Genomic DNA, 24,852 nt, shown 5'->3' with positions numbered 1-24,852 from the left:
CTACTCCTTAAAATAATCCGCCAAGACCGCCTGTTATTTTAGACATCTGCTGTGTTGTATTTTCTTCTACAGTTCTGATTGCCTCATTTACTGCAGCCATAATTAAATCTTCTAACATTTCAATGTCATCAGGGTCTACAACTTCTTCATCAATTTTTACTTTTGTAATTTCTTTCTTACCTGTAATTGTCACTTCAACTGCACCGCCTCCGGCTGTAGTTGTAAATTCCTGGCTTTCAAGATTTGCCTGAGCTTCTTCCATCTGCTTCTGCATCTTCTGAGCCTGCTTCATTAAATTGTTCATATTCTGTGGCATTCCGCCACCTGGAAATCCTCCACGTCTTGCCATGTTAAAAATCCTCCTCTTCAATATCCATGTTTATTCTTGAGATTACTTCCTGATATACATCTGCAAAATTCTGATTATCTTCAAGCATTTGTACTTCAACTGTAACTTCTTTCTTTATCTGTTCGCTAATAATTGTATTTAGCATTTCTATGACTTCCGGCTTATTACACTGATTATAACCTACTGCACCATGTTTAAATACAACAAGTAATATGTTGTCACCTTTCACACTAAATCTTGCGTCTTTAAAATATGCTCTAAAGTGTGTTGGCAAATGTTTTTGTACCATTCCCCAATTATCAGCAACTTCCTGCACATCCTTTGGTATCGCCTTATCAAATTTCTTTTTAGGTTGTGACTGCCTCTCCGGTGTGGCACTTTGCGTTGTTGTAGGGCTTACTGCAACAACACCATTTTCTAATTTATTTTCAATTAAAGCCATTCTGTTTAATAAGGAACTTACATCCGTATCCATTGCCGGTTTATTAAGCTTTATAAGAGCTATTTCTATTAAAACTCTTTTCTGTGAAGAATATTTTATCTGATTTGACAAATCCGAAAAAACTCTTATGTATCTCATAAGAACTTCGGTCTCAACCATCTGTGCTTCTTCTTTTAATGCCTGGATTCTGTCTGCGGATGCGTCAATTACATCCTCAACATTATCTGATGTCTGAACTAATAATAAATTTCTCATATACCAGATAAAATCATTTACAAACTGTCCAAGTTCTCTTCCCTGCATTATCATATCATCCAATATATGCAGACTACCAACAACATCTCCATTTATAATGCCTCTAATAAGTTTGCTGAACACTTCTGTGTCTACAGCACCTAACACTTCAAGTACATTATCATAGGTAAGTGTTTGTCCTAAATAAAAAGCAATACACTGATCCAAAAGACTTAACGCATCTCTCATAGAACCATCTGCTGCCTTTGCAACATATCTGATTGCCTTATCTTCAACTGTAACCTGTTCCTTCTCCATCAATTCTGAAAGTCTGTCTGCTATCGTATCTATAGTGATTCTCTTAAAATCATATCGCTGACATCTTGAAAGAATTGTTATAGGAATCTTATGTGGTTCGGTAGTTGCAAGCACAAAAATAACATATGCCGGTGGTTCTTCTAATGTCTTTAATAACGCATTAAACGCTCCTATAGACAGCATATGTACTTCATCAATAATATAAACCTTATATTTTCCATCCGCTGGTGAGTACTGAATTTCTTCTCTAATTTGTCTGATATTATCAACACCATTATTAGAAGCCGCATCGATTTCAACTACATTCATTGAACTTCCTGCTGCAATAGCTTTGCATGATGCACATTCATTACATGGGCTTCCATTTACCGGATGTTCACAATTAACTGCTTTCGCAAATATCTTTGCAATACTTGTCTTACCTGTTCCTCGTGTTCCACAAAAAAGATATGCATGGCCTATTCTATTGGCTTCAATCTGGTTCTGTAAAGTTTTAACAATATGATCTTGTCCCTTTACTTCGTCAAACGTTGCCGGTCTAAACTTTCTATATAAAGCTGTATATGACATTAGCCCGCTCCTTCCTGTGTCTATTTTAAATCTAAAAAATATGCTTAGTATTTATAAAAATGTTTTCATTCCTATAAATGGGCATACCTTTGGATTCATTATATAATATTTTGGAACAAAAATAAATCCCAAATATTAGAATATATCCAATATTTGGGACTATTTTTCATTCTATTTTCCATAAACTCTTAAGGCTAAATCCTGATTAATCAATTTGTTGTTAATTTTTGTTTTTAATGATGCATTATTTTTTATAACTCCTATATTAACATTACATGTTTCAGACACGCCTGCTACTGAAATTCTTACTTCATATTTATTCCCCGGAGTCACTTTAACATCATCTAATTCAAACATTTGCCATCCATCAACTATTCCGCTAATCGGAACTACACTACTATAAATACATTTTTTATCCTTTTGAGAATATAAATCCACCATATAATATCCATCTCTTATATCCCCGTTTATTGTTATATATGTTGAAATTTTAACCAATTTTTTCACCTTAGGTACAAAACATTCCGACACTCTCTTTCCATTTATTGATGTAATACCTTTTAATTCTTCATTATTTGGCACTATCATATTATTGTCATAATTCAGTTTTTCAAAAGCCTTTTCGTAATAATCATTTCGCACCCATACATTTGCTTCACTTTTTCCAATCTGAGTATAATTCTGTAATATGTAATTTCTCAAAGATGCGGCATAATCTACATATTTATATCCCCATATATCCATATCCTCAGCGTTAACAATTACTCTTGTTTTATTTTTTTCCAAATCATTAATTACATCCTGTTGGAACTCTTCCATAAACCACGGATGAATATGTACTAACCTTGTTGCCGGCATTCTATTATATGCATTGTAATCATTATATTCATTAAAACCGACCAAAAATATCTTTTCATTCTTTTTAGTTAATGCATTTATATATTTTGCCGTATCAGAAGTTTCTACATATTTAATATTGTTATTATATTCGCTCACTTCATTAAGAGCTGATGTAATCGGTACAACCATAAGAAATGTTAGCATTATTATTGTCACTTTTCGAACATTCCAAACTTCAAATAATAAATACGCTAACATAAATCCCGTCATTGCCAAATACGGTGTTGCATGCATATTTTCATCTGATGACCATATACCAAAACTTCTATTTCCCATTGCTATAATGGTAACAAACATAAGTATTCCATATATTTTCCCTTTTCGACTCATTTCTATGCAAAAAAGAATATTAACTACTACATACACCAAAATTATTACACTTGAATAAAGCGATACTGTTAATTGTTGTATTGCCTTCCAAATCATACTTCCATATCCAAAAAACGGAGCAATAACAGTTTTAAATATTCCTGAGAAATTAACATATTTTCCGTACACTTCCTGATTAAATTTATATGCCTGGTAAAACCATTCTTCTACTGAATTAGTTTTTAATAAATAAACCATCCATATTATAAAAGGAATTGCTATTATCACACTGGTTCTTATAATCTCATTCATTATATTTTTTTTATTTTCACTACTTTTTAATTGTTCAATATAAATTATGATAAATATAAGTGCCATAAAAAATATTGTCCATACCGCAGTCATAGCACAGACAATTGCTAACCATGTGCTAATTGAAATAAAAATTGTTGAACTTAGTTTTAATTTTTTTGTTTTAAAAAATAAGAACAATTCACACATAATCACCATAAACGCGATAATTTCTATCTGCTCAGCCAACAATGTATGTCCTTTAGAAATACTAAACATAGACAAATACATAAATACAAAAGTTGGAATTATCCACAATGAAAATATATTTTTGTATCTAAAATACATAACTATCCACGACAAAAATATTAATAAATAAAAGCATGTACGTATTTCCTGAATTTCCGTAAAGCCTAACTTTACAATAATTCCAACAATGTAATACATCCCCGGCATATGTTGGGATATATAATCTTTATATATAACCCCGCCACGGCTTAATATTTTTCCTCCTAAAAAATTGTCTGATTCATCTAAAAACGGTCTATATGTTCTATACTGCATAAGTATTAATAATGCCAATAGCATTAACCCCATAGCTATTATGTCATTCTTCCCAATATGAAGTTCATTTTTTAGTTTCATAAATTTATTACCAACCATATCTTTCATTTTTTACCACGCTTTATTTTTTAATTATACTTTTACTCATTTGCATTTCTATTTTAGTATCTTTTATATTATGCATTTATACCTAATCGTCATATTAAATACATTGCTTCATTATAGCAAACCACCTTATATATGTGAATCTTTTTTTCGGCAAAAAAAGAACTATAACTTATAAAGTCATAGTTCTTTTTATTTTAATCCGCGCGCTTTGTTTTGTGAAAATCTCATAGACGTTACCTCTACAGTTAACTCAGCTCAGGCACCCTCGCGTCACACGAAAGGTTTTGCTTAGTGCTGCTCCATTCCTGACCTGACACGATTCACAAATTTCCGTTGCACAAGACCCAAGCGTCAACATCACTTATAAAGGGCAGCTCTACAAAATAGACCCGACGCAAAGCATCACCCCTGCTGTAGCGGATTGCAGGTACAGGGCACCGCTATCTCCCCGGCTGCGCGGAAGTTTTAAACTTATTCAATTACAGACATTTAGTATACATTATTTTATTTTACTTTGTCAACGTAAAATAATACTAAATGAAACTACTTTTTATTTCTAAGATTTCTAAAAAACTCCTTAAGTAACATGCTGCACTCTTCTTCAAGAATTCCATTTTCACTTTCTACCTGATGATTGAAAGCATCTACATTAAACAAATTCATAATAGAACCGGCACAACCTGCCTTGGGATTCATACAACCTATGTAAACTTTTTTTACCCTTGCCTGTACAATTGCACCGGCACACATTTGACACGGTTCTGTTGTTACATACATTTCACAGTCATCAAGTCTCCAGTCGTCTAACACCTTATTTGCTTTTTTTATTGCATTCAATTCTGCATGACTCAAAGCATTTTTATCTGTCATTCTTCTATTATAGCCTCTACCTATAATTTTATCTTTATAAACAATTACGCAACCTATCGGTACCTCACCTATTGAAGCAGCTTTTTTTGCCTGCTTAATTGCCTCTTTCATGTATTTTTCATTCATTGGCAATGCTCCTAATTTACATATACAAGTTGTGAATTCCTATTAAATTTGTCCATCTGATAATCAAATAATTCTTTTGGATGATCATTCAATTCATCCTCCATTTTTGCAAAAAAAGCATATCCATCCTGCTCTGTTCCAAATATATAAATTCCATCAATATCATTTATATCAAATTCAGCTTCCCGCAATTTTTTCGAACTAATCACGGTATTGAATTTACATATTTCATTAAATGGTGTCATTGTGCCAACCTTATATCCGGATACAAATCCCTGATTTCTTTTAAGCAGGCATATTTCCATATTCTCAGCACCATATTCTACCGGAACTTTAATGGATACATTCAACTTATAATTATCATCTCTTCCCCTGATTCTGGCAAATCCTACATTTCTGCCCTTTACTCCTCTTTTGTAAGAATAAATGTAAAAAACTCGTTTTGTATTAATCATGGCCTCACTCCTTCTTTAAAATTATATGAAGCCAAAACAATTTTTATGAGTAATTATTTAAAATATTGTGAAATCGTATTCCATATATCGTCTGACTCTAATCCTAATTTCCAATATCCTGCCCCGGCAATTTCGTACTTGTTCATTAACTCAAGTCTTGCCTTTACTGAAGTCTCATCTTCGAGCCAAATCATGTATGTACTGTTTCCTTTTTCATAAACAACATAATTTTGTCCTGTTTCTTCATTATAACTAGGTGTAGCCCCTGCTTCTGTATACGCTTCTTTTGCCGCATCCATTGAAACAGCCTTTGTTGACAAAACATAATTACCATTTGCAGCATCTTCGATTAATTTTCCATTTCCATCTGATTCGTCCTCAGGAGTTTCCGTCCATATTCTTGTATAAAATGGCATTCCATTAATTACTCTTGAAGCATCTCCCACTTCATCAATTGTATTTTTTAAACCTTCTTCCGTAAATGTCAATGATGATACTGATCCTGCCTCATTACTTGAAGTTGTATGTTCGTCATAATTCATTACAACAACATAATCTGCTAATCTTCCCTGCTGATTTCTGTCATAAAATTCTGTCCATGCAGACGGCTGATAATTGTCTATTGATAAAACTATACCTTTCTTTCTGCATTCAATTGACAATTCTCTCAAGAACTGTAAATATCCGGCTCCCTCAGAAACATTTATATATTCAAAATCTACATTAATTCCATCTAAATCATATAATGATGCATATTTCATTATATTAGAAACCATCTTTTGTCTTGCTTTTGTATTATTTACAACTGTTTTTATATAATAATCTCCATTGCCATCTGTTTCAAAATCACTTACAAGTCCCCATACATCAAGTCCAGCACTATGTGCCTTCTTTACATAATCCGCTGAGCCTATTGATGACACTTCTCCCTTTGAATCACTTACGCTAAACCATGTTGGTGAAATAACATTAAGACCTTTAGCGTTTTTTATCATGTCACTTAACCCTGAATTACTTGATGAATACATAACCTGATGCCATGCAAGGCTTATCTTTTTATCTAAAACATTATGCGTATATGTATCATAATCATTTTTATATGAAACTTTTGTTGTTTTTCCTACTTTAACTCTCTTATTTAAAATATAACCTATAACTCCATCGTCTGTAGCAACTTTATCCCATTCATCACCTTTATCTAAAATTGTGAGTTTTGTATCAGCCTTTACGTCACTAACAATATCAGCCATATAATCTGCATCTGTTCTAATCTGAGTATTTTTCTTTACAGTGCCATTTTTATCTTCACGGCTTTTTGTATTGACTACAACAACTGCAGGCTTATCCCCATTTGCTTTTGCATATTTATAATCAAAATCAATGTATTTGCTTATATATTTTAAATTTACATAACATATCTCACCATCCATAACTGATGATGTAAAATCAAGATTTTCTTTTGTATTGCCTGTAACTTCATTGCTGCCTACAGGGCTTGTATATATTGTAGTTGCATTAGTATACATAACTGTATTTTCCGTACTGTCATAGTAAAATCTGTCATCAATATATTTTTTCACGCCACTTATATCCATATAAGTATCGCCATCTTTTTCAAATGCATATTTATTTACATATTCATTATCACAGGCAACTGCTGCCATTTCATTTCCATCTGCAGATGTCGCTGTAACCTCATTTCCATCATCATCTGTATAATGAAGCATCATATAATCATTCAAAGTAACATATTCTTTACTTGTTTCCGGTCCAAAACATCCTGTCATTGTCATTGCCATGGCTGAAATTGTAGCCATTGTCATTATATACTTTATGCTCTTTCTCACTTGTTCTTCCTCCTCTGTGAATATCTTCCTAAATTGAACACTACTATAGGCTTACCAATTTATTATGCATATTTTTGATATTCACATCATTTTATTAGCATATTTTTTGCAAATATTTAACTACTACATCATAACATATATATAACATAATTTCATCTTTATATATCTTAAGATTTAATAACTTTTGTTTAATTTCAGACTATATTTTGGTATAATTAAATCAATTAGTATGAGCGGAAAATACATATTTATTTGTATGAAAAATTTCAAATTTATCCAGCTGTTCAAAGCTGTGAGAGGAGGGATTTATATGGCAAAAACTTTTAAATCTAGTGTAACTTTATTAATCCTTACATTTTTTTGTTCTATATTTATTTTTGGAAATAGTGCAATTTCAAAAAATGTAAATGCGGCAGCAAAAATCAATCAAAGTAGCTCTTCCACTCAGATAGCTTCCGTCAAATATAAAATAAAGGATGGAACTATTACCATTTATGGAAAAGGTAAAATGCCTAACTCAATGACATTTAAAAAGAACAGACAAATACATACCGTTATTATAAGAAATGGCGTTACATCTGTTTCTAAATACGCATTTTATAATTGTAAAAATCTGCAAAAAGTTAAGCTTCCAAACACTTTGAAAGTCATAAATTGTTACGCTTTTTACGGAACAAAAATAAAAAAGATTATAGTACCAAACACTGTTAGCACTATTGGACAATGTGCATTTTCTTCTTGTGATTCATTGTCTAAATTATCAGTTCCCGGAAATTATAATGTTAAGACACTCCCGGGGGATGATGCATACGATTCCATAAGCGGAGATACTATAATTGAAACAGTTAAGTTTTCATCGTCTCTTAAGTTAGATGTAGTTTCAACAGTAAAAACAAACAATCTTGTAGTTTACAAAAAAGACCCTGCATATAAATCTATAAATGGTATAATTTATTCTAAAAATGGTTTGAACATAGTTCGTGTTCCTTCTGAAAGAACTGAACTAATTATTGAAGATGGTTGTCAGGAATTTAACCTTCAGTCTATTCTTTATGCCCAGACAGATTCGTCTTCCGATGCTTACGCATGCTGTACTAATCTTACAAAACTAGTGATTCCCGGAAGCGTTACAACCATAGAAAAAGATAAATATTTTGCTAAGGCCTCTGTTTCTCAGACCTCTGTAACTGACATTGCAATTGGATCAGACACACTTGATTCCTTAAGCATTTCTACTCTTTACAGTTCATTAGCCCGCATAGATATTTATCATCTTTCACTGGCTCTTGGCAATAAACTGAGATTTGAAAATGGTATGTTTATTACAAACGACAATGTTGTTATCGGTTATAACGGCAGACTTTCGACTGTTGAAATTCCCGAGGGAGTAACAGAAATTGCTCCTAACGCATTTAATTCATATGTAACAGACTCAAGATACTCTTTTAAAAAAGTTATACTTCCATCTACTCTTTTAAAAATTGGAGATGATGCCTTTAATGGTTGCATATATCTTTCGGAAATTAATTTTCCTGACAAATTATATTATATAGGAAATCGTGCTTTTAGATTATGTAATTTTAAAAGCATAACACTTCCTGAAACTGTTCTTACATGGGGTGACTATGTATTTGCTGATAACGCTATTGAAACTATAAACTTTCCTTTAAACCTTAAGACAATTCCAAATCATATGTTTAGTCGCAATAGTATTTCTGATTTAACTTTAGGCGATAATATTGAAATAATTGGTGAAGGTGCATTTGAAAATAATCCACTCACAAATGTGTCTTTTGGACATGGTATTAAAACTATTGGCAACTCATCTTTTGCTTATACTATATTAAAGAATATAACCCTTCCATATTCCGTGACAAATATTGAAAGTTTTGCATTTAGCAATTGTTCTGATTTTAAAAATATTACAATTAACGGTAACAAACTTTCTATTTCGGATACAGCTTTTGATGGCTGTAATAATTTGAGAATATGTTATTCTGCCGGAATTAAATCTGCAAAAACAAATGCCTATATTTCTTTATTAAGTCAGTTTAAAAACAAGAAAAATTTTTCAGGCACAATCCATTGGAATCAGGTTACCGGAGCATCAGGATATCAGATAAGATATGCTACAAATAAAAACTTCAAAAAATACAAGGCTATGGATGTTGGCAGAAAAAACACTTCAGCAAAAGTTGTATTAAACGGAAGAATTAATACGGATTCAAACAATCCGTCAAAACAATATTTATATGTAAAAATCAGACCTTTTAAAATTGTTAAAGGTAAACGTGTTTATGGAAAATGGTGTATGTGTTCTCTATAAAATAAATTAGCAAAAAACTAAGAGCCCGTTATTATAATAATTGTTCAAATACATTATCTGACAAATATTATTATATATAACCGGCTCTTTTATTTGTTTAAGGGAAATTCCGTATACTCCGTATTATAAAAGGTCAAACTATTAATACTTTAAATAATAATTGTGATATATATTAACATTTCATAAAACTTATTAATAGTAAGTCGTTGCATATCGGCATTCCAATAGTTGCAAAGAAGTGTTCTTACCCATATTATAACATATACTCCTTCTCTCAATCATTATACACATATTGTATAAAATACGCAACATTAATTTAGAACGATTTGTTAAAAAATACAATCCGCAGGCGTCAAAGTTGGGGCTTTTGACCCCAACATCTTATTTATCATATATATCATATATTTTTCATTTTTTTGACATATTGTGTTCTTTTTTGACGTATAATATAAATATAAATAAGAATATTTTGTCAAATATCCTTATTTTATATTGAAACTTTTCCATATTTGCAATATATTACATATTAAAATATGGATGAAAACTTTACATATTTTTTTATAGTGGATATAATAAACTATACGAATCTAAACTGTTAGCGAGGTGATTTTATGAAAATTGAAAAAATCAATGATAAGCAGATTCGTTGCACAATAAGCCGTGCTGATTTAGAAGACAGACATATTAAATTCAGTGAATTGGCTTTTGGGGCAGGGAAAACAAAGGAACTTTTTCAAGATATGATGCGTCAGGCCAATGAGGATTTTGGATTTGAAGTAAACGACAAACCTCTTATGGTTGAAGCAATTCCGGTTTCTCCTGAAAATATCGTTTTATTGATTACAAAAGTTGAAGATGGAGATGACCGCGGAAGCAGTTTAGCTAAATTATTTTCTTCTAATAAAGAGGAAGATGCTTTTGATCCATTTGACGATATTAATCCGGAAGAATTAGACAACATTGTTTCATCTGTAAAGGACGAAGTATCGGATAATTCCGGTGATTCTGACTTGCTTTACAATATTTCAATATATGATAATTTAAGCGATGTGATTACTGTAACAAAGTTAATCATGCCTTATTTTAAAGGAGATAGTTCTGTATATAAATCTCCATATAACAATAAATATTATTTATCTATATGCTTAGAATCAACTGAGCCTTCAGTATTAAATAAAATTTTAGGATTTATCACAGAACACGGTCAAATTGAAAGTGCAACGTATGCAAAAGATTTATTTTATCTTGAACATTTTGAAGAAATACTTGATGACAAAGCTGTAGAGAAATTATCAGCTTTATAAAATAAGACTCCTACATTTGTTCTCATAACTGTGGAGTTCTATGATATCAAATAAAGTGCATTTGGCACCGTCGGTTCAAATATTCGGTGCATAGACCGGCTGAAACTTTAGGTTTCAAAGCCGGTCTATGTGCTGAATATTTAGAACTGCTACGAGTGACAAGCAGTGCGAGCGTTCTTTATTGATATCATAGAACTTCACAAGAATAAGATACAAATGTGGGAGTTTTTTTGTTTCTTTGTCAAGCATGGAGAAATCCAAAGTTTAGAACCTTTTTACCTTGTTGCTTCATACATTAATATTGATGTTGCAATTGCCGCATTTAGTGATTCTACTTTTCCTGCCATAGGGATTTTAATTAGTTTATCTGCTTTATTTGCTACTTCATCACTTAATCCATTTGCTTCGTTTCCAATTAATAAAGCACAATCCTTTGTAAGTGTTCCTGAATTGTATAATTCACCCTTTAAATGTGCTGCAAAACATGTTATACCATCTTCTCTTAACATATCTACTGCTTTAGGCAAATCAGCTACTATTGTAAATGGCACTCTATAAATTGACCCCATCGTAGAACGTATAACTTTTGGATTATAAATATCTGCAGTTGAACTACTCATAATTATTCCTGTAATTCCGGCAGCTTCGCCTGTTCTTACTATTGTTCCGAGATTCCCGGGATCCTGAATTCTATCAAGTACAACAATACAGCTTTTTTCTTTATTTCTTGATTTTATTATATCTTCAATAGAATATGTTTTTTGTCTTACAACAGCTAATATTCCCTGTGGCGTTACTGTATCTGATATTTTTTTGAATACACTGTCGCTAACAAGTTGAACATCTTCTTTTAAATTATTTTTCTTAAAATAATCTGATATTTCTTCTTTTCTTTTTTCATAAAAGCTTTCAGAAGCATAAGCCTTAATAAAATCTTCTTTTGGTATTTCCTGAAACATTTTAATTCCTTCTACAATAAATGTTCCTGAAGTTTTTCTGGCTTTGCTCTTATCCTTTAAATGAATTAAATTCTTTATCTGTTCATTTGTATTTGATGTGATTATCATTTTTTAACCCTCTTTAAATACTCTTAATAATTTCTCATTATCACCAATTACAATTATTGATTCCTGATCTCCAAAAGGTTTATCCGCATCTATATTATTTTTATAAACACCATTTACCTTCTCTGCTATTACATTGAATCCAAATTTCTTTCTTGGATTTAATTCTATTAAACTTTTACCAATCCATTCTTTTGGAACCTTAGTTTCAATTATGCTAAATTCATCTGACAAATCAGCAATATCCTGAAAATGCCCTCCACTTGCCATTCCATTTGCAAGCCTTTTTCCAGTTTCACTTTCCGGTAAAATAACATGATCCGCACCAATTTTCATCAGTACATCTGCCTGTAATTTGTCCATCGCTGAAGCAACAATGTATGGAATCCCTAAAGATTTGCATATTGTAGTAACAATTATGCTTGCCTCAAAATTATTTCCAAGGGCAACTACTACCGCATCTACATTATTGATTCCCAGATTTTCTACAACATTTTCCTCTGTAACATCGGCTCTTATGGCATATGTCACATCTTCTGCAATTCCATCTACTCTTTCCTGACGTCTATCAATTGCAAAAACTTTTCCACCTTTTTTTGAATAAGTTACTGCAAATGTTTTTCCTAATTTTCCAATTCCAAAAACCGCTACGTCCTTCATTTTATGCTCCTTCTAATTCATTTGTTTAAAACTGTATACAAAATTTTTTAATATAAAATAATTTCTGCATACTTTATTTCATTTAAATTTCATCCGTTTATTACTGAATATTACATTTTAAAAATATAATCACATTACTTGTTTGAATTTTATCCAATCATTACTCTCTTTTCAGGATAATTCGTTATCTTTCTATCTTTTCTTGCCCTGCCTGCCATTGCCATGGCAATCGTTATAGGTCCTACTCTTCCAAAGAACATAAGTACTATTATAATAAGTTTTCCTATAGCTGTAAGACTTGCTGTAAAATCCATACTAAGTCCAACTGTTCCAAGGGCTGAAACAGCCTCAAATGTAATTACCTTCAAAGGTGCATCTTCCGTAAAACTTAACGCCATAATTGCTACTGCAAGTATGCTAAGTACTATTGTTCCGATTGCTACTGCACTTCTGACATTTTGTTTATTTATTCTTCTTCTGCAAACCTCTATATCCTCCTTACCTTTTATAGTTGACCAGGTTAGTAGAAAAATAAGTGCCAATGTAGTTGTTTTAATTCCACCTGCTGTTCCAAAAGGGGAACCGCCAACAATCATCAAACCGCACATTATCATAAATGTTCCATCTCTAAATCCTGCCTGTGGCACAGTAATAAATCCTGCTGTTCTAAGCGTTACCGCTTCAAATAAAGCCGCTAAGCATTTATTTCCAAATGTCATATTTCCAAGCGTGTCCGGATTATTATATTCAAATAAAAGAATAAATAAAAATCCTCCTCCAACTAAAATGGCTGTCGTAATCAATACAAGCTTTGTATGCAATTTCATTCTTTCTATAAATTTATTTGGGCTCAATTTTTTGTTACGGATTTCACTTATTATGCCACCGATATCAAGCCATACAATAAATCCAATACCACCACATATGATTAACATCACAGTTGTAAAATTGACAAGCACATTTCCATGATACTTAACAAGACTGTCATTTCCAATTATATCTATTCCCGCATTACAAAACGCAGATACCGAATGAAATACGCTGTAACAGATTCCTTTTACGATTCCATATTCAGGAATAAACTGTATGGAATAAAGTATCGCTCCTATTCCTTCTATTTTTACAGTGATTCCAAATATTTTTCTCAATATTTTTAATACACCCTGTGCCGAATCAAGATTATACGATTCCTGTATCATTTTTCTTTCTTTCAAAGAAATTTTCTTTCCTATTATAATTAGAAATCCAATTGTAAAACTAATAATCCCAAGCCCGCCAAGCTGTATTAATATAAGTATTATTACTTTTCCAAATATGCTCCAGTATGCATATGTAGGCACAACTACAAGCCCTGTTACACATAGGGATGTTGTTGCCGTAAACAATGCCGTAATAAAATCTGTTCCATTTCCACTTGCAGAGGAAACGGGCAACATTAACAATATAGTTCCTACTAAAAGAGCAACTAAAAAGCCGTTAAGAATTATTAAATTTGTATTGAATGTAGCTTTTATAGCTTTATCAACTTTCATTTTTACTCCCATATATATGACTGATAATTTTATTATTTATCAGTTATTCTAATCTCTTTGTCACAAATGTTACCTTACAATTTTGTTGCAACTATTACTACAATATCTTTGTTGCAAATGTTACTAAAATATCTTTGTTGTAAATGCTACTCTAATATCTTTGTCACAAATGCTACTCTAATACTTTTGTCACAAATTTTTCTCCATACATAGCCTTTAATTTTTCAACTAATGTATCATTTGAATCTACTCTATACATAGCAGGCAACATTTTACTCTGTTTTTCCTTCACAAGATATATTATAACCTTATCTTTTCCCTTATTTTCAGAAAGTAATTCAAACAGCTCTGCTTCCTTATTTGTATAATCATCTTTATCTGCAAATGCAATCCAAAGACTTGTACCATATTCATCAAATACTTTTATATCATTTGCAATAACTTTACCTGCTGCATTTTCTTCTAAGCTTGCCTGTCCGTTAACAAATATCTGATTATCCTCAGCAATCAGTGTTTTATATTTTTCATATTGTCTTGGAAATACAATTACTTCAACAGAACCTAACAAATCTTCTAATGTTAAGAATGCCATAGGCTGCCCCTGTCTTGTATATTTTTTTGTAATTCCGGTAATTATTCCACCTATTGTTACTCTTGCCTTGTCTTCGACTTTTGTATTTTCCTCATCTTCTCCTACTTCAGCAAAATCAGTGGAAATATTTGTAATATGCTTACGCCATCTTGCTTCTTCTTTCTGTAAAGGATGTCCACTAACATAGATTCCTAAAACTTCTTTTTCAAATTCAAGCATCTGGTCACTTGAATACTCACCAACATCAGGCATTTTAATTTCAAAATCTGCTTTATCTTCTTCGCTTACAAAATCAAATAAACTCATTTGACCTGCCATGGTGTTTTTTCTTTCCTGTGCCTCTGAATCCATGATTTGAACATAAACCATCATCATTTGTTTTCTTGTCGCTCCAAGTGAATCCAAAGCCCCTGCCTTAATAAAGTTTTCAACAGCTCTCTTATTAACTCCAAGCGGACTTGTTCTTGAGATAAAATCTTCTAATGATTTATATTTTCCTGCTGCATTTCTTTCCATTACAATCGCATCAATAATATTTTTTCCTACACTTTTAATTGCAGTCAAACCATATCGTATGCAATTTTCAGATACAGAAAATCCGCTTTCTCCTTCATTTATATCCGGAGGAAGTATTTTTATTCCCATTGAGCGGCATGAATAAATATATTCAGATACTTTTTCTGCATTATCCATGACAGATGTAAGCATAGCTGCCATAAATTCTGCCGGATAATAGTATTTCAAATATGCTGTCTGATAGGCAACAACTGCATATGCCGCCGCATGAGACTTGTTGAAAGCATATTTGGCGAAATCAATCATATCATCATAAATTTTATTTGCAGTCTTTTCATCTATTCCATTTGCTATGCAGCCCGGTACATTTTCTTCTTTATTTCCATAAACAAAGTTCTGTCTTTCCTGCTGCATAACGTAATCTTTTTTCTTTGACATGGCTCTTCTAACCAAGTCGCTTCGTCCTAATGTATATCCTGCCAAATCCCTAACTATCTGCATAACCTGTTCCTGATATACAATACAGCCGTAAGTTGGCTCTAATATATGCTCAAGTTGCGGGCAGTCGTAAGTAATTGCTTCCGGATTATTTTTTCCCTCAAGATATTTAGGAATGAAATCCATAGGACCCGGACGATATAGTGATATTCCGGCTATTATATCTTCAAGATTCTGAGGTTTTAATTCCTTCATGAACCCTTTCATACCGCCACTTTCCAACTGGAAAATTCCTTCTGTATTTCCTTTTCCTATAGAAGCCAATACTTTTTTATCATCATAATCTATGCTATGCATATCCAATTTTATATTATGGTCTTTTTCAACAAATCTAACCGCATTCTGAATTACAGTTAAGTTTCTCAATCCTAAAAAGTCCATTTTTAAAAGTCCCAATTCTTCTAATGTTGTCATTATATACTGGGTTGTAATTGAACCGTCACTTGCTCTTGAAAGCGGAACATACTCTTCAACAGGTTTTGCACAAATTACTACACCTGCCGCATGCATTGAAGCATGACGTGGAAGCCCTTCAAGTCTTCGTGACATATCAACAAGATATTTAATCTGTTCATCACTCTCATATAAATCCTTAAACTCTTTACTTTCCTTCAAAGCTCCATCAAGAGTAATGTTCAATTCCTTAGGAATTGTCTTTGCAATTGCATCCACCTGTGCATATGGCATATCAAGTACCCTACCTACATCCCTAAGCACACCTCTGGCTTTTAAAGTTCCAAATGTAACAATCTGAGCGACATGGTCTTTGCCATATTTTCTTCCTACATAATCAATAACTTCCTGCCTTCTTTCGATACAAAAATCAATATCAATATCGGGCATGGACACACGCTCAGGATTTAAAAATCTTTCAAAAAGTAAGTTATATCTAATAGGGTCAATATCCGTAATTTCAAGGCAATACGAAACTATACTTCCTGCTGCCGAACCTCGTCCCGGACCTACTGCAATTCCATTTGTCTTTGCATAATTTATAAAATCCCATACGATAAGGAAGTATTCCACGTATCCCATGGTTTCAATTGTGCTAAGTTCGTAATCTAAGCGTTCTTTCAATTGTCCTAAAGACATCGGGCAATCATAATCAAGCTTTGTATCGACATATCTCTTCTGCAATCCATTATTGCACAATTCTCTCAAATATGTTGCCGGAGTGTAACCTTCAGGCACTTCATAATTAGGAAGTTTTGTAACACCAAATTCAAATGTAACATTACATCTGTCTGCAATCTTCTGCGTATTTTCTAATGCTTCAGGCGCAAATTTAAATAATTCAGCCATCTCTTCGGGACTTTTTAAATAATATTGCCCTCCCTCATATCTCATACGATTTTCATCTGACTGCTTTTTACCTGTCTGGATACACAACAAAATATCATGCGCTTCTACATCGGTATCATAAGTATAATGCACGTCATTTGTGCACACTAACTCAATACCTGTCTCCTGACTCATACGCATAAGCTGCTGATTAACCATACGCTGTTCAGGAATTCCATGGTCCTGCATTTCAAGAAAATAATTGCCTTTTCCAAAAATATCCTGATATTTAAGCGCTGCTTTTTTTCCTTCTTCGTACATTCCTCTTGCCAGATATCTCTGCACCTCACCTGCAAGACATGCACTTAGGCATATTATACCTTCGTGAAATTCCTGTAACACCTCGTAATCTACTCGTGGTTTATAATAAAATCCGTCAACAAATCCTTTTGATACGATTTTTGACAAATTGCTATATCCTTTATTATTTTCGGCAAGCAAAACCAAATGATAGTAACGGTCTTCGCTCTCCCCTGCTTCTTTAGTAAATCTTGAACCCGGTGCAACATAAACCTCACATCCGATAATCGGCTTAATTCCATTGGCATTTGCAGCGCGATAAAAGTCTATCGCCCCATACATAACACCATGGTCAGTAATCGCAAGACTATTCATTCCAAGTTCCTTTGCCCTTGCCGTAATTTCTTTAATTTTACTCGAGCCGTCTAACAAACTAAACTCTGTATGCACATGTAAATGAGCAAAATTCATATGTTAATCTCCTATAAAAAATGTGTTATTGCCTAGCCATTTAATTGTTGGCTGGTCATCGGAAATATCTTTAGAAAATGAACTTCATTCATTTTATTTCCTTATCTCTTTGTAATAATAATCAAAATATCTAAGCAATGAATTTGTCATTAAAAATACTGACACTGTCATCATTGCCAATGCAACATTTTTCGGTATATCTATCCATATAACTAAAACTAATACCATAAAGTCAAGAAATGCCGTGCTTACTTTTCCAAACATTTTCGCGCCCTCAACTTTTCCGCTTTTTTTAATATATATCAGTCCTAAAATTCCCTGTCCCAATTGCTGGACTATAAATATAACCAACACAATCGCCATAAATCTGTATCTGAAAATCAAACTTATAACAACAATTCCCTGAGTAAGTTTATCTGCTATAGGATCAAGAATTTTTCCCCAATCAGTTATCATGTCAAATCTTCTTGCAACTTTTCCGTCAAAGAAATCCGTAAGCGCTGACAGCAATAAAATTCCCGCCGCAATTGCATAATCTTTCATTCCATCTGCGTGAATATATACCATTAAATATACCGGTATTAAAATCAGTCTAAAATATCCCATTAAATTTGGGATTGAAAAATATTCTCTCTTCCAGTCCTTTTTCATAATATCTATCTCCATTTCATTATTCAGGTTTTATCCATAAGTATTTAACAAATGCACATAGTATATGTTATTATAACACAAAAAAGAGCCTGAGGTATATCTCAAGCTCTTTTTATTTTAATCAATTTCTATTCGTCACATTTTAAACCAAATTTTAATAATGCCTCATAAAAATCTATTTGCATTTCCTGTAATGTTTCCCCCTCATGTGAATACATAGTAACTATACTTTTGCATATTCCAGCATCTACCTCTGGGTGGATGTCCTAACAATGCTTGTTTCATATCATTTTCAGTCCAATCACCATCTACTCTTACCTGAGTATCTCCCGCATTATATCCAATTTCTGTAGTAATATCAGCCTTACTACCACCTACCCCATCTATTTTAACAGAACCGGTTTCATCTACATAAAACTTCTTTATTCCTGCCTTGTTATTAGAAAGTATTCTTCTTACACCTGCAATACTATGGCCTATTCCATTAAGAAACGCTCCATCTAATGCTCCTTTTCCGGATGTCTTTATTGCATCCTTCCATGTCATCTGCTTCCCTGCAACATAACTGCCAGCTGCTTGGATGAACGGCCTTATAACAACATACACCATAACATAAAGTATAATGCCAACTATCTTGAAACCACAAGACAAGAGAATAAACTCCATGATAAATATAAACAACTTTACTTGTCGGATGTGCAGAGAAAAGTCATAATGCAGTCGACAGATTCCATACAAGCATAAAAATCCGCTTACACGGCAGTTGTTTTCTGCATAGGCATGCAATTCTTTTTTCCTTATTGATGCAACTAGCTGACTATTAAAGACTAACAGAAAATCAGCGCTATTTCATAATGTTTCTAAGATTATGGAATACCGTTGATTTTTTTGTTTTTTCAATTTATTTTTTCACATTCATATTCGAAAACATTTTTTCTGCTTTGTCCATCTCAATTAGCAATGGATTCATATAATCGCTAAATGCATCCAAATATGCTCTACACCCACCAATAATCATTATTTTTTTAATATCGTCATTATTGTTTAATATTTCTTCAGCCCTCACATATCTATCATATAAAGTTTTTAAAATGGGCCTATCTGGGTCATCTATCAAGCGTTGTTCTAACAATAAAATTACCTTTTCAATTTGTTTTTTTAATTCTAATATAGTGTTCATATAAATGCTCCTTAAGGTTTAATATTTCTAATACTCTTAATCCAATTCAAATCCCAATTTTGTGGCAATAAGATTTGATCCGCGCCTCCTGACAGTCTTGCTCCGCTCATAGTATATTGCTCTCCTACACGTCCTATATTCAAAGTTGTTCCTTTGGGGATAACAATCTCTGCCTCATACCTGAGCGTATTTTTCCACTCTAGTAGTATTGCACTATCAACTTTTGTTTGTACTCTATTTATAGAAGGATTACTTGTCGCAAATGCACCACCAGCTTCCGCATTATATCCAAATGCACGATATACAGTAATTTCCTCATTAGTTACTACAGTACGATATTGCCCATCTTTATAGGTATCAATTAACCAACTCGGCAATTCTTGTTTTTCTACTGCAGTAACCTTGGAATCGATTTTAGTACTATATGCTCCATAAGATGGAGTACTACTCTTACCACCACTTACCCCATCTATTTTAACGGAACCGGTCTCGTCTACATAAAAGTTCTTTATTCCTGCCTTATTATTAACCAGAATCCTTCCTGCACCTGCAATGCCCTGTCCTATTCCATTAAGGAATGCTCCGTCTAACGCTCCTTTTCCGGCTGTCTTTATAGCATCCTTCCATGTCATCTGTTTTCCTGTAACATAACTGCCCACTGCATAGAAAGCCAGATTTACCGCTGCTCCTTCTCCCATTGCCATAGCCATTGTTAAGACTGCTGCTCCCGGTGCAACTCCTGATGCAATTGCCACACCTGTACCTGCAATTGCTACCGCCGCTTTTACCGGAGCCGGTATTCTGTCTATTAGATTATTAAAATCATTCCACACATTAACTGTTGTTTTTGTGAATGTGTATATTCCTCCTATTGCCGTACTGTGTCTCTGTCTGTCAACGACTGAACCTCATTTGCCTCTTTTATCAAATTCCCGGAACTATTTGTTTTTTGAAGCTACAATTCTTGCTTCAGATAATCGAGCATATACAAAATTCAAACACTATGATAAAAGTAATATTCCACGGATCTATGGAAATATGCATTATCGATGGACGAGCTGGTTTCTGGAGATATTAGTTTGATTTATATTCAGAAAATCAAAATGAATCAAAACAGAGATATGATGTTAGGAAGTGTGGATTAAGATTGGAGAATTTTGGTATTCTCAGATGCAAATAGTTTCAGATTACTGGAAATTGACACTTCATTCTCTTAGTTGTCTGCATTTAACAGGCTATTATCTGTCTCTGAATGTCATAATTCATATTAAATAAAGTGAAACTTAATTACGAAAAAATCTTACGTAACAGCTAAATTTCTAAATAAAAATGGATTCTCGTAATATCTTGAAAGTAAAATCAAAAGAATCCGATACCATCTTTCCATCAAAAATCTGTATGTGATTTACTGCCTTTTGAAGCAATAATTGGACTAAAATTACTGCTTTTCAAAAGTAAATCTTATGTAATTCTACTGCTCGTAATAGAGTAAAGGCTGTGAAATAATAACTATATCACAACCTTTAAACAAATTACTCTACTACAAACCACATGTTGTCATCATCATATTTAACTATTCTTACACTTACTTCTTCATGCAATCTATAGTTATTTTTTCCCCTATATAAAGCAGTAAAATCGGTACCTTTCAAAATAATTCCTTGTGGATAATAATATTCTACTCTCCCCAGAACATTTGAACCAATTTTATATTTTGTTTTAACAGACTTCCATTGTTTCGAAAATCTGGCTAAACAACTATACCACAATTCTTGAAATTCATTTTTTGATATTATCTTTTCGATACATTTTTCCTCAAAAACTCCTTCTGCCAGACAATCCTCAAAACATGATAAATGATATCTACCACAAGTATCCCTAGATATTTGTCGAACAGCATAGTTTTCTCCATCTAATTCTATCCAATACTTATCCCCCTCATCTTGGAGATAAATATATTTCTTATCTAGCAATTTATTGTCCCACCTTTCCATAACTGATAATTCTATTTGTTAAATCTAACGGAACTTTATTCGGAATTACAAAAACTCCACCTCTACCTTTTACCACATCTAACTCCGATACATCTATTTCAACATAATTGGTATATTTGTATTTGTTTGGAACATTAATAAATTTCTTTCCAAGCTGCCCTGGCGTTACTGAATCTGGTGTTATATCTGATAAATATTGACCATTTCCATATCTAGCATCTTTAGGATTATTAGCTTTCAATGACGGATTCAATTGATTTGAATCAATAATTCCATTCATACCTTTCTTATTGGTATAATGGTATAAAGTATTAGAAGTATTAGAAGTACTACCACTCTTACCATCACTTAACCCATCTATTTTAACGGAACCGGTCTCGTCTACATAAAAGTTCTTTATTCCTGCCTTATTATTAACCAGAATCCTTCCTGCACCTGCAATGCCCTGTCCTATTCCATTAAGGAATGCTCCGTCTAACGCTCCTTTTCCGGCTGTCTTTATAGCATCCTTCCATGTCATCTGTTTTCCTGTAACATAACTGCCCACTGCATAGAAAGCCAGATTTACCGCTGCTCCTTCTCCCATTGCCATAGCCATTGTTAAGGCCGCTGCTCCCGGTGCAACTCCTGATGCAATTGCAATACCTGTACCTGCAATTGCTACCGCTGCTTTTACCGGAGCCGGTATTCTGTCTATTAGATTATTAAAATCATTCCACACATTAACTGTTGTTTTTGTGAATGTGTATATTCCTCCTATTGCTGCTTTTACAGCCGAGCATGCTGCTTTTTCAAATGTCGATGTTGTAAAACGTCCGTTTAAATCAACATTCATTACAGGATTGTTCGATGCATATGAATATTTATGTAATGTATCCGGCATATATATGTTTCCGTTTTCTGGATCCATTGATGTAAATCTTTTTGTAAACGGATCATATTCTCTTGCACCTGCATTCCAAAATCCGGTTCCCTCATCATAAATATGTCCCGTATAACTCTTTGTAATATTAACTGTAGGCACTGACGCATTAACAGTTAAACCTGAATTTTCAGTTACATTTCCCCATGCATCATACTCCGTGCTAGCACAAACATTTCCTATTGAGTCAAACGCCCATCTTGTAGAGCCTATTATGTCTGTGCTTACACTATATGTCTCATGAGTCTTTTTGTAAAGTATGTTTGTATCAACTGTAACATCTGTTTTTTTATTGTCACATCCATATGCATAATCAATTGTTACTCCGTTGTTTTTTATCTCTGCACTTATAAAAACATCCGTTCCATGGAGCAACTATATTTCTCCATTAGCGGAAATGCCGATAGTGTATGGACTTCCAGCATACTCCATCTTTATTTTTTATCTGTATGGCTTAATATCGTTATCTCCATACTTATTTACGTGTTTCATTTCAAAGTTCATAATAAGTTGCTCCCGATGACGCTTATTGGGAAGTCTACTGTCATCTTCAAATCCCAATATATAATGCTTGTTAGAACGGTATAACTTACGCAGTTGCTTCATTGACTTAGACGATAATGCAAATTTCCCTTTATGTGATTTTAACATTCCTGCTAAGTATTTATGTTCTTGCACCGTAAAAACATAATCGTAATAATTTTCCGTTCCCAGATACGGGCAATCAGTATAGATAAATACTTGTTCAGTATTATAGCTTTGCAACACCCTACGGAAATCCCTGTTCAAAATCTCCACATTCTGTAACCTCTTAGATAATTGTAAAATCCACTGAATACTCTTTTGATAACTCTCAGCTCTATTCGTATCAGCAGATGTAGAAATATGAAATAACGGATTTTTCATCCCACCTCTGTATGCACCAAAGCTCACATAAAAATATGCAACCGCCCTATTCAAATTGACATAGTATTACCTGACTTCAAATCTTCCTTAAACCTCTGAAACACCACCTCGGAATAAGGTACCTTTATGACCACACTTACAAAATCAGATGGTCTGTCTCGAATTACCATATACAGGTTTGTAAGATTTCCATTAATATCATTAATAACCACTTTCACATCCCATGGTAAATAGCAATGTTACCGCAGAATAAACCAACAAAAATTTCACATCCAGACTGTTCAAATGCATTCACAACTTTCCTTCCTATTCTCGGTGTTTTTTCCCAATATACGGAAACAATGTCTTAACCTTTTCTAATCTTCCGTAGCCAGACTTTGCATAATTGATATTCTAATAGCTTCTGAAACATTATCAGTTTTTAATTTTTCTCCTTCTTCAATCCTTAAAGTAACCTTCTACTTACTCAAATGCACTCCTCCTTTACAGATGAAGCATCTCCCATAGAAAAACTGCACCAGAATCAAGATTTCTAACTTAACGATTTATTGAACCATCTGAACACACTCTCTTTGTGAGATTACAAAAAGCAGACTTTGGGCACGATATTCGAAAGACGTAGACCGATATTAACAGTTTGGAAAAGAATTTGAAAATTATCACACAAAAACGCATCATCTCCACAACACCAAGTGCTATGCAAACAATGCATTCTATGCCATAAAAACAATATTCGGTCATGATTTCAGGTGCCTTAAGTGGAGACATAATTAAATATTATGCTTCATCATAAGCATCACCTAAATAATTAAAATCATCATCTAACCAGAATAAGCTTTTACCTTGATTACTATACAATTGTGACACCAATTCTGTAAAAGTTTGTGCAACAATAGCACATTCTCCAACCACACCGTGTCTATCCCAAAAGCTATCGTAGCATCTTCCTAACCTTTCTTTTGCCAAATCAATAGTAATATAATTATTTTCGGTATCTTTACCAATAATATACCACTCTGATGATATATCTTCCCCACAAAGTTCCCCAACGATAATTGGGTTTGCTAATACCATTTCTTCTGGACTTACAATCGTAAACCCATACGCACTATCAGTAAAGAAACAAACACCTCCACAATTCTCATAAAACACTTTTAAATCATTAGGCAAATCAACTCCTTCATTTAATGTTGGCAAGCCACAAGGACTATATACAATACATCCCTGAGTATTTCTAATTTTATCAAGCATCTTCAAAATATCCATCTCTAA

Annotated in this window: 21 protein-coding genes and 1 other RNA gene; 2 read left to right on the top strand and 20 right to left on the bottom strand. The window is 33.1% G+C overall.

Annotation, left to right across the window (positions count from 1 at the left end; all coding sequences use genetic code 11):
* Positions 1-7 precede the first annotated feature (7 nt).
* The 7 genes from DWW96_RS00895 to DWW96_RS00865 all read right to left on the bottom strand — a co-directional run bounded on the left by DWW96_RS00895 (position 8) and on the right by DWW96_RS00865 (position 7,383).
* A complete protein-coding gene (locus DWW96_RS00895; protein ID WP_022089335.1) occupies positions 8-349 on the bottom strand; it encodes a YbaB/EbfC family nucleoid-associated protein in 342 nt (113 codons plus the stop codon).
* A gap of 1 nt (position 350) precedes the next feature.
* On the bottom strand, positions 351-1,913 hold the full coding sequence (gene dnaX / locus DWW96_RS00890; RefSeq protein WP_022089334.1) for a DNA polymerase III subunit gamma/tau: 1,563 nt from the start codon (positions 1,911-1,913) through the stop codon (positions 351-353).
* 171 nt (positions 1,914-2,084) lie between these two features.
* Positions 2,085-4,085, bottom strand: coding sequence for a hypothetical protein (locus DWW96_RS00885; RefSeq protein WP_117908421.1), 2,001 nt, complete (start codon positions 4,083-4,085; stop codon positions 2,085-2,087).
* Between the two features lie 199 nt (positions 4,086-4,284).
* Positions 4,285-4,545: signal recognition particle sRNA large type (gene ffs, locus DWW96_RS00880), an RNA gene on the bottom strand.
* Between the two features lie 83 nt (positions 4,546-4,628).
* The gene (tadA, locus tag DWW96_RS00875; RefSeq protein WP_117908419.1) at positions 4,629-5,087 is read right to left on the bottom strand and encodes a tRNA adenosine(34) deaminase TadA; all 459 of its coding nucleotides are present in this window, start codon (positions 5,085-5,087) and stop codon (positions 4,629-4,631) included.
* Positions 5,088-5,092: 5 nt separating this feature from the next.
* Positions 5,093-5,536 carry a hypothetical protein gene (locus DWW96_RS00870; RefSeq protein WP_022089331.1) on the bottom strand — a complete coding sequence of 148 codons (444 nt, stop codon included), beginning with the start codon at positions 5,534-5,536 and terminating at the stop codon, positions 5,093-5,095.
* 53 nt (positions 5,537-5,589) lie between these two features.
* Positions 5,590-7,383, bottom strand: a complete 1,794-nt coding sequence (locus DWW96_RS00865) for a glycosyl hydrolase family 18 protein (RefSeq protein ID WP_117908417.1) — start codon at positions 7,381-7,383, stop codon at positions 5,590-5,592.
* 310 nt (positions 7,384-7,693) lie between these two features.
* On the opposite strand from DWW96_RS00865, the gene DWW96_RS00860 reads away from it, so the two are divergent.
* Positions 7,694-9,709, top strand: coding sequence for a leucine-rich repeat domain-containing protein (locus tag DWW96_RS00860; protein ID WP_158562619.1), 2,016 nt, complete (start codon positions 7,694-7,696; stop codon positions 9,707-9,709).
* Between the two features lie 611 nt (positions 9,710-10,320).
* The gene (locus DWW96_RS00855) at positions 10,321-11,013 is read left to right on the top strand and encodes an adaptor protein MecA (protein ID WP_022089328.1); all 693 of its coding nucleotides are present in this window, start codon (positions 10,321-10,323) and stop codon (positions 11,011-11,013) included.
* Positions 11,014-11,288: 275 nt separating this feature from the next.
* Here the strand turns inward: DWW96_RS00855 and rlmB are convergent, their stop codons facing one another.
* From rlmB to DWW96_RS00795, 13 genes are all read right to left on the bottom strand, one after another.
* Positions 11,289-12,077 (bottom strand): 23S rRNA (guanosine(2251)-2'-O)-methyltransferase RlmB, encoded by a 789-nt coding sequence (gene rlmB / locus DWW96_RS00850; protein WP_117909007.1) that lies wholly within the window; start codon positions 12,075-12,077, stop codon positions 11,289-11,291.
* Positions 12,078-12,083: 6 nt separating this feature from the next.
* The gene (locus DWW96_RS00845) at positions 12,084-12,737 is read right to left on the bottom strand and encodes a TrkA family potassium uptake protein (protein ID WP_117908413.1); all 654 of its coding nucleotides are present in this window, start codon (positions 12,735-12,737) and stop codon (positions 12,084-12,086) included.
* Between the two features lie 149 nt (positions 12,738-12,886).
* Positions 12,887-14,269 (bottom strand): potassium transporter TrkG, encoded by a 1,383-nt coding sequence (locus DWW96_RS00840; RefSeq protein WP_243002987.1) that lies wholly within the window; start codon positions 14,267-14,269, stop codon positions 12,887-12,889.
* Positions 14,270-14,441: 172 nt separating this feature from the next.
* A complete protein-coding gene (locus DWW96_RS00835) occupies positions 14,442-17,927 on the bottom strand; it encodes a DNA polymerase III subunit alpha (protein WP_117908409.1) in 3,486 nt (1,161 codons plus the stop codon).
* Between the two features lie 93 nt (positions 17,928-18,020).
* Complete coding sequence (locus tag DWW96_RS00830) at positions 18,021-18,578, bottom strand: CDP-alcohol phosphatidyltransferase family protein (RefSeq protein WP_022089323.1); 558 nt, start codon at positions 18,576-18,578, stop codon at positions 18,021-18,023.
* A gap of 204 nt (positions 18,579-18,782) precedes the next feature.
* Positions 18,783-19,124 carry a hypothetical protein gene (locus tag DWW96_RS00825; protein ID WP_158562618.1) on the bottom strand — a complete coding sequence of 114 codons (342 nt, stop codon included), beginning with the start codon at positions 19,122-19,124 and terminating at the stop codon, positions 18,783-18,785.
* A 355-nt stretch (positions 19,125-19,479) separates the two neighbouring features.
* Entirely contained in the window at positions 19,480-19,758 is a 279-nt protein-coding gene (locus tag DWW96_RS00820; RefSeq protein WP_022089321.1) for a hypothetical protein, read from the bottom strand.
* A gap of 11 nt (positions 19,759-19,769) precedes the next feature.
* A complete protein-coding gene (locus DWW96_RS14330; RefSeq protein WP_117908403.1) occupies positions 19,770-20,591 on the bottom strand; it encodes a hypothetical protein in 822 nt (273 codons plus the stop codon).
* Between the two features lie 699 nt (positions 20,592-21,290).
* On the bottom strand, positions 21,291-21,731 hold the full coding sequence (locus tag DWW96_RS00810) for a hypothetical protein (RefSeq protein WP_022088057.1): 441 nt from the start codon (positions 21,729-21,731) through the stop codon (positions 21,291-21,293).
* Position 21,732: 1 nt separating this feature from the next.
* Positions 21,733-23,049, bottom strand: coding sequence for an HYD1 signature containing ADP-ribosyltransferase family protein (locus DWW96_RS00805; RefSeq protein ID WP_117908401.1), 1,317 nt, complete (start codon positions 23,047-23,049; stop codon positions 21,733-21,735).
* Positions 23,050-23,115: 66 nt separating this feature from the next.
* On the bottom strand, positions 23,116-23,634 hold the full coding sequence (locus DWW96_RS00800) for a DNA adenine methylase (protein ID WP_117908399.1): 519 nt from the start codon (positions 23,632-23,634) through the stop codon (positions 23,116-23,118).
* Positions 23,631-23,792, bottom strand: coding sequence for a hypothetical protein (locus tag DWW96_RS13900; protein WP_158562617.1), 162 nt, complete (start codon positions 23,790-23,792; stop codon positions 23,631-23,633). Before DWW96_RS13900 ends, DWW96_RS00800 begins: the two co-directional genes overlap by 4 nt.
* Positions 23,793-24,357: 565 nt before the next feature.
* Positions 24,358-24,846: an SMI1/KNR4 family protein gene (locus tag DWW96_RS00795; RefSeq protein ID WP_117908397.1), complete on the bottom strand. Its 489-nt coding sequence runs from the start codon at positions 24,844-24,846 to the stop codon at positions 24,358-24,360.
* Between the last annotated feature and the right edge of the window lie 6 nt (positions 24,847-24,852).

It is taken from the genome of Eubacterium sp. AF17-7 (assembly GCF_003461285.1).
Taxonomy (GTDB): domain Bacteria; phylum Bacillota; class Clostridia; order Lachnospirales; family Lachnospiraceae; genus Eubacterium_U; species Eubacterium_U album.
Note: the sequence above shows the minus strand (reverse complement) of the source record. Positions and strands in the feature narration are given on the sequence as shown.

Excerpts from the sequence above, each read along its gene's own strand:
- DWW96_RS00895 (WP_022089335.1), bottom strand. The coding sequence starts at position 349 with ATGGCAAGACGTGGAGGATTTCCAGGTGGCGGAATGCCACAGAATATG.
- dnaX (WP_022089334.1), bottom strand. The coding sequence starts at position 1,913 with ATGTCATATACAGCTTTATATAGAAAGTTTAGACCGGCAACGTTTGAC.
- DWW96_RS00885 (WP_117908421.1), bottom strand. The coding sequence starts at position 4,085 with ATGAAAGATATGGTTGGTAATAAATTTATGAAACTAAAAAATGAACTT.
- DWW96_RS00870 (WP_022089331.1), bottom strand. The coding sequence starts at position 5,536 with ATGATTAATACAAAACGAGTTTTTTACATTTATTCTTACAAAAGAGGA.
- DWW96_RS00860 (WP_158562619.1), top strand. The coding sequence starts at position 7,694 with ATGGCAAAAACTTTTAAATCTAGTGTAACTTTATTAATCCTTACATTT.
- DWW96_RS00855 (WP_022089328.1), top strand. The coding sequence starts at position 10,321 with ATGAAAATTGAAAAAATCAATGATAAGCAGATTCGTTGCACAATAAGC.
- DWW96_RS00845 (WP_117908413.1), bottom strand. The coding sequence starts at position 12,737 with ATGAAGGACGTAGCGGTTTTTGGAATTGGAAAATTAGGAAAAACATTT.
- DWW96_RS00840 (WP_243002987.1), bottom strand. The coding sequence starts at position 14,269 with ATGAAAGTTGATAAAGCTATAAAAGCTACATTCAATACAAATTTAATA.
- DWW96_RS00835 (WP_117908409.1), bottom strand. The coding sequence starts at position 17,927 with ATGAATTTTGCTCATTTACATGTGCATACAGAGTTTAGTTTGTTAGAC.
- DWW96_RS00830 (WP_022089323.1), bottom strand. The coding sequence starts at position 18,578 with ATGAAAAAGGACTGGAAGAGAGAATATTTTTCAATCCCAAATTTAATG.
- DWW96_RS00825 (WP_158562618.1), bottom strand. The coding sequence starts at position 19,124 with ATGACATGGAAGGATGCAATAAAGACATCCGGAAAAGGAGCATTAGAT.
- DWW96_RS00820 (WP_022089321.1), bottom strand. The coding sequence starts at position 19,758 with ATGAACACTATATTAGAATTAAAAAAACAAATTGAAAAGGTAATTTTA.
- DWW96_RS00795 (WP_117908397.1), bottom strand. The coding sequence starts at position 24,846 with ATGGATATTTTGAAGATGCTTGATAAAATTAGAAATACTCAGGGATGT.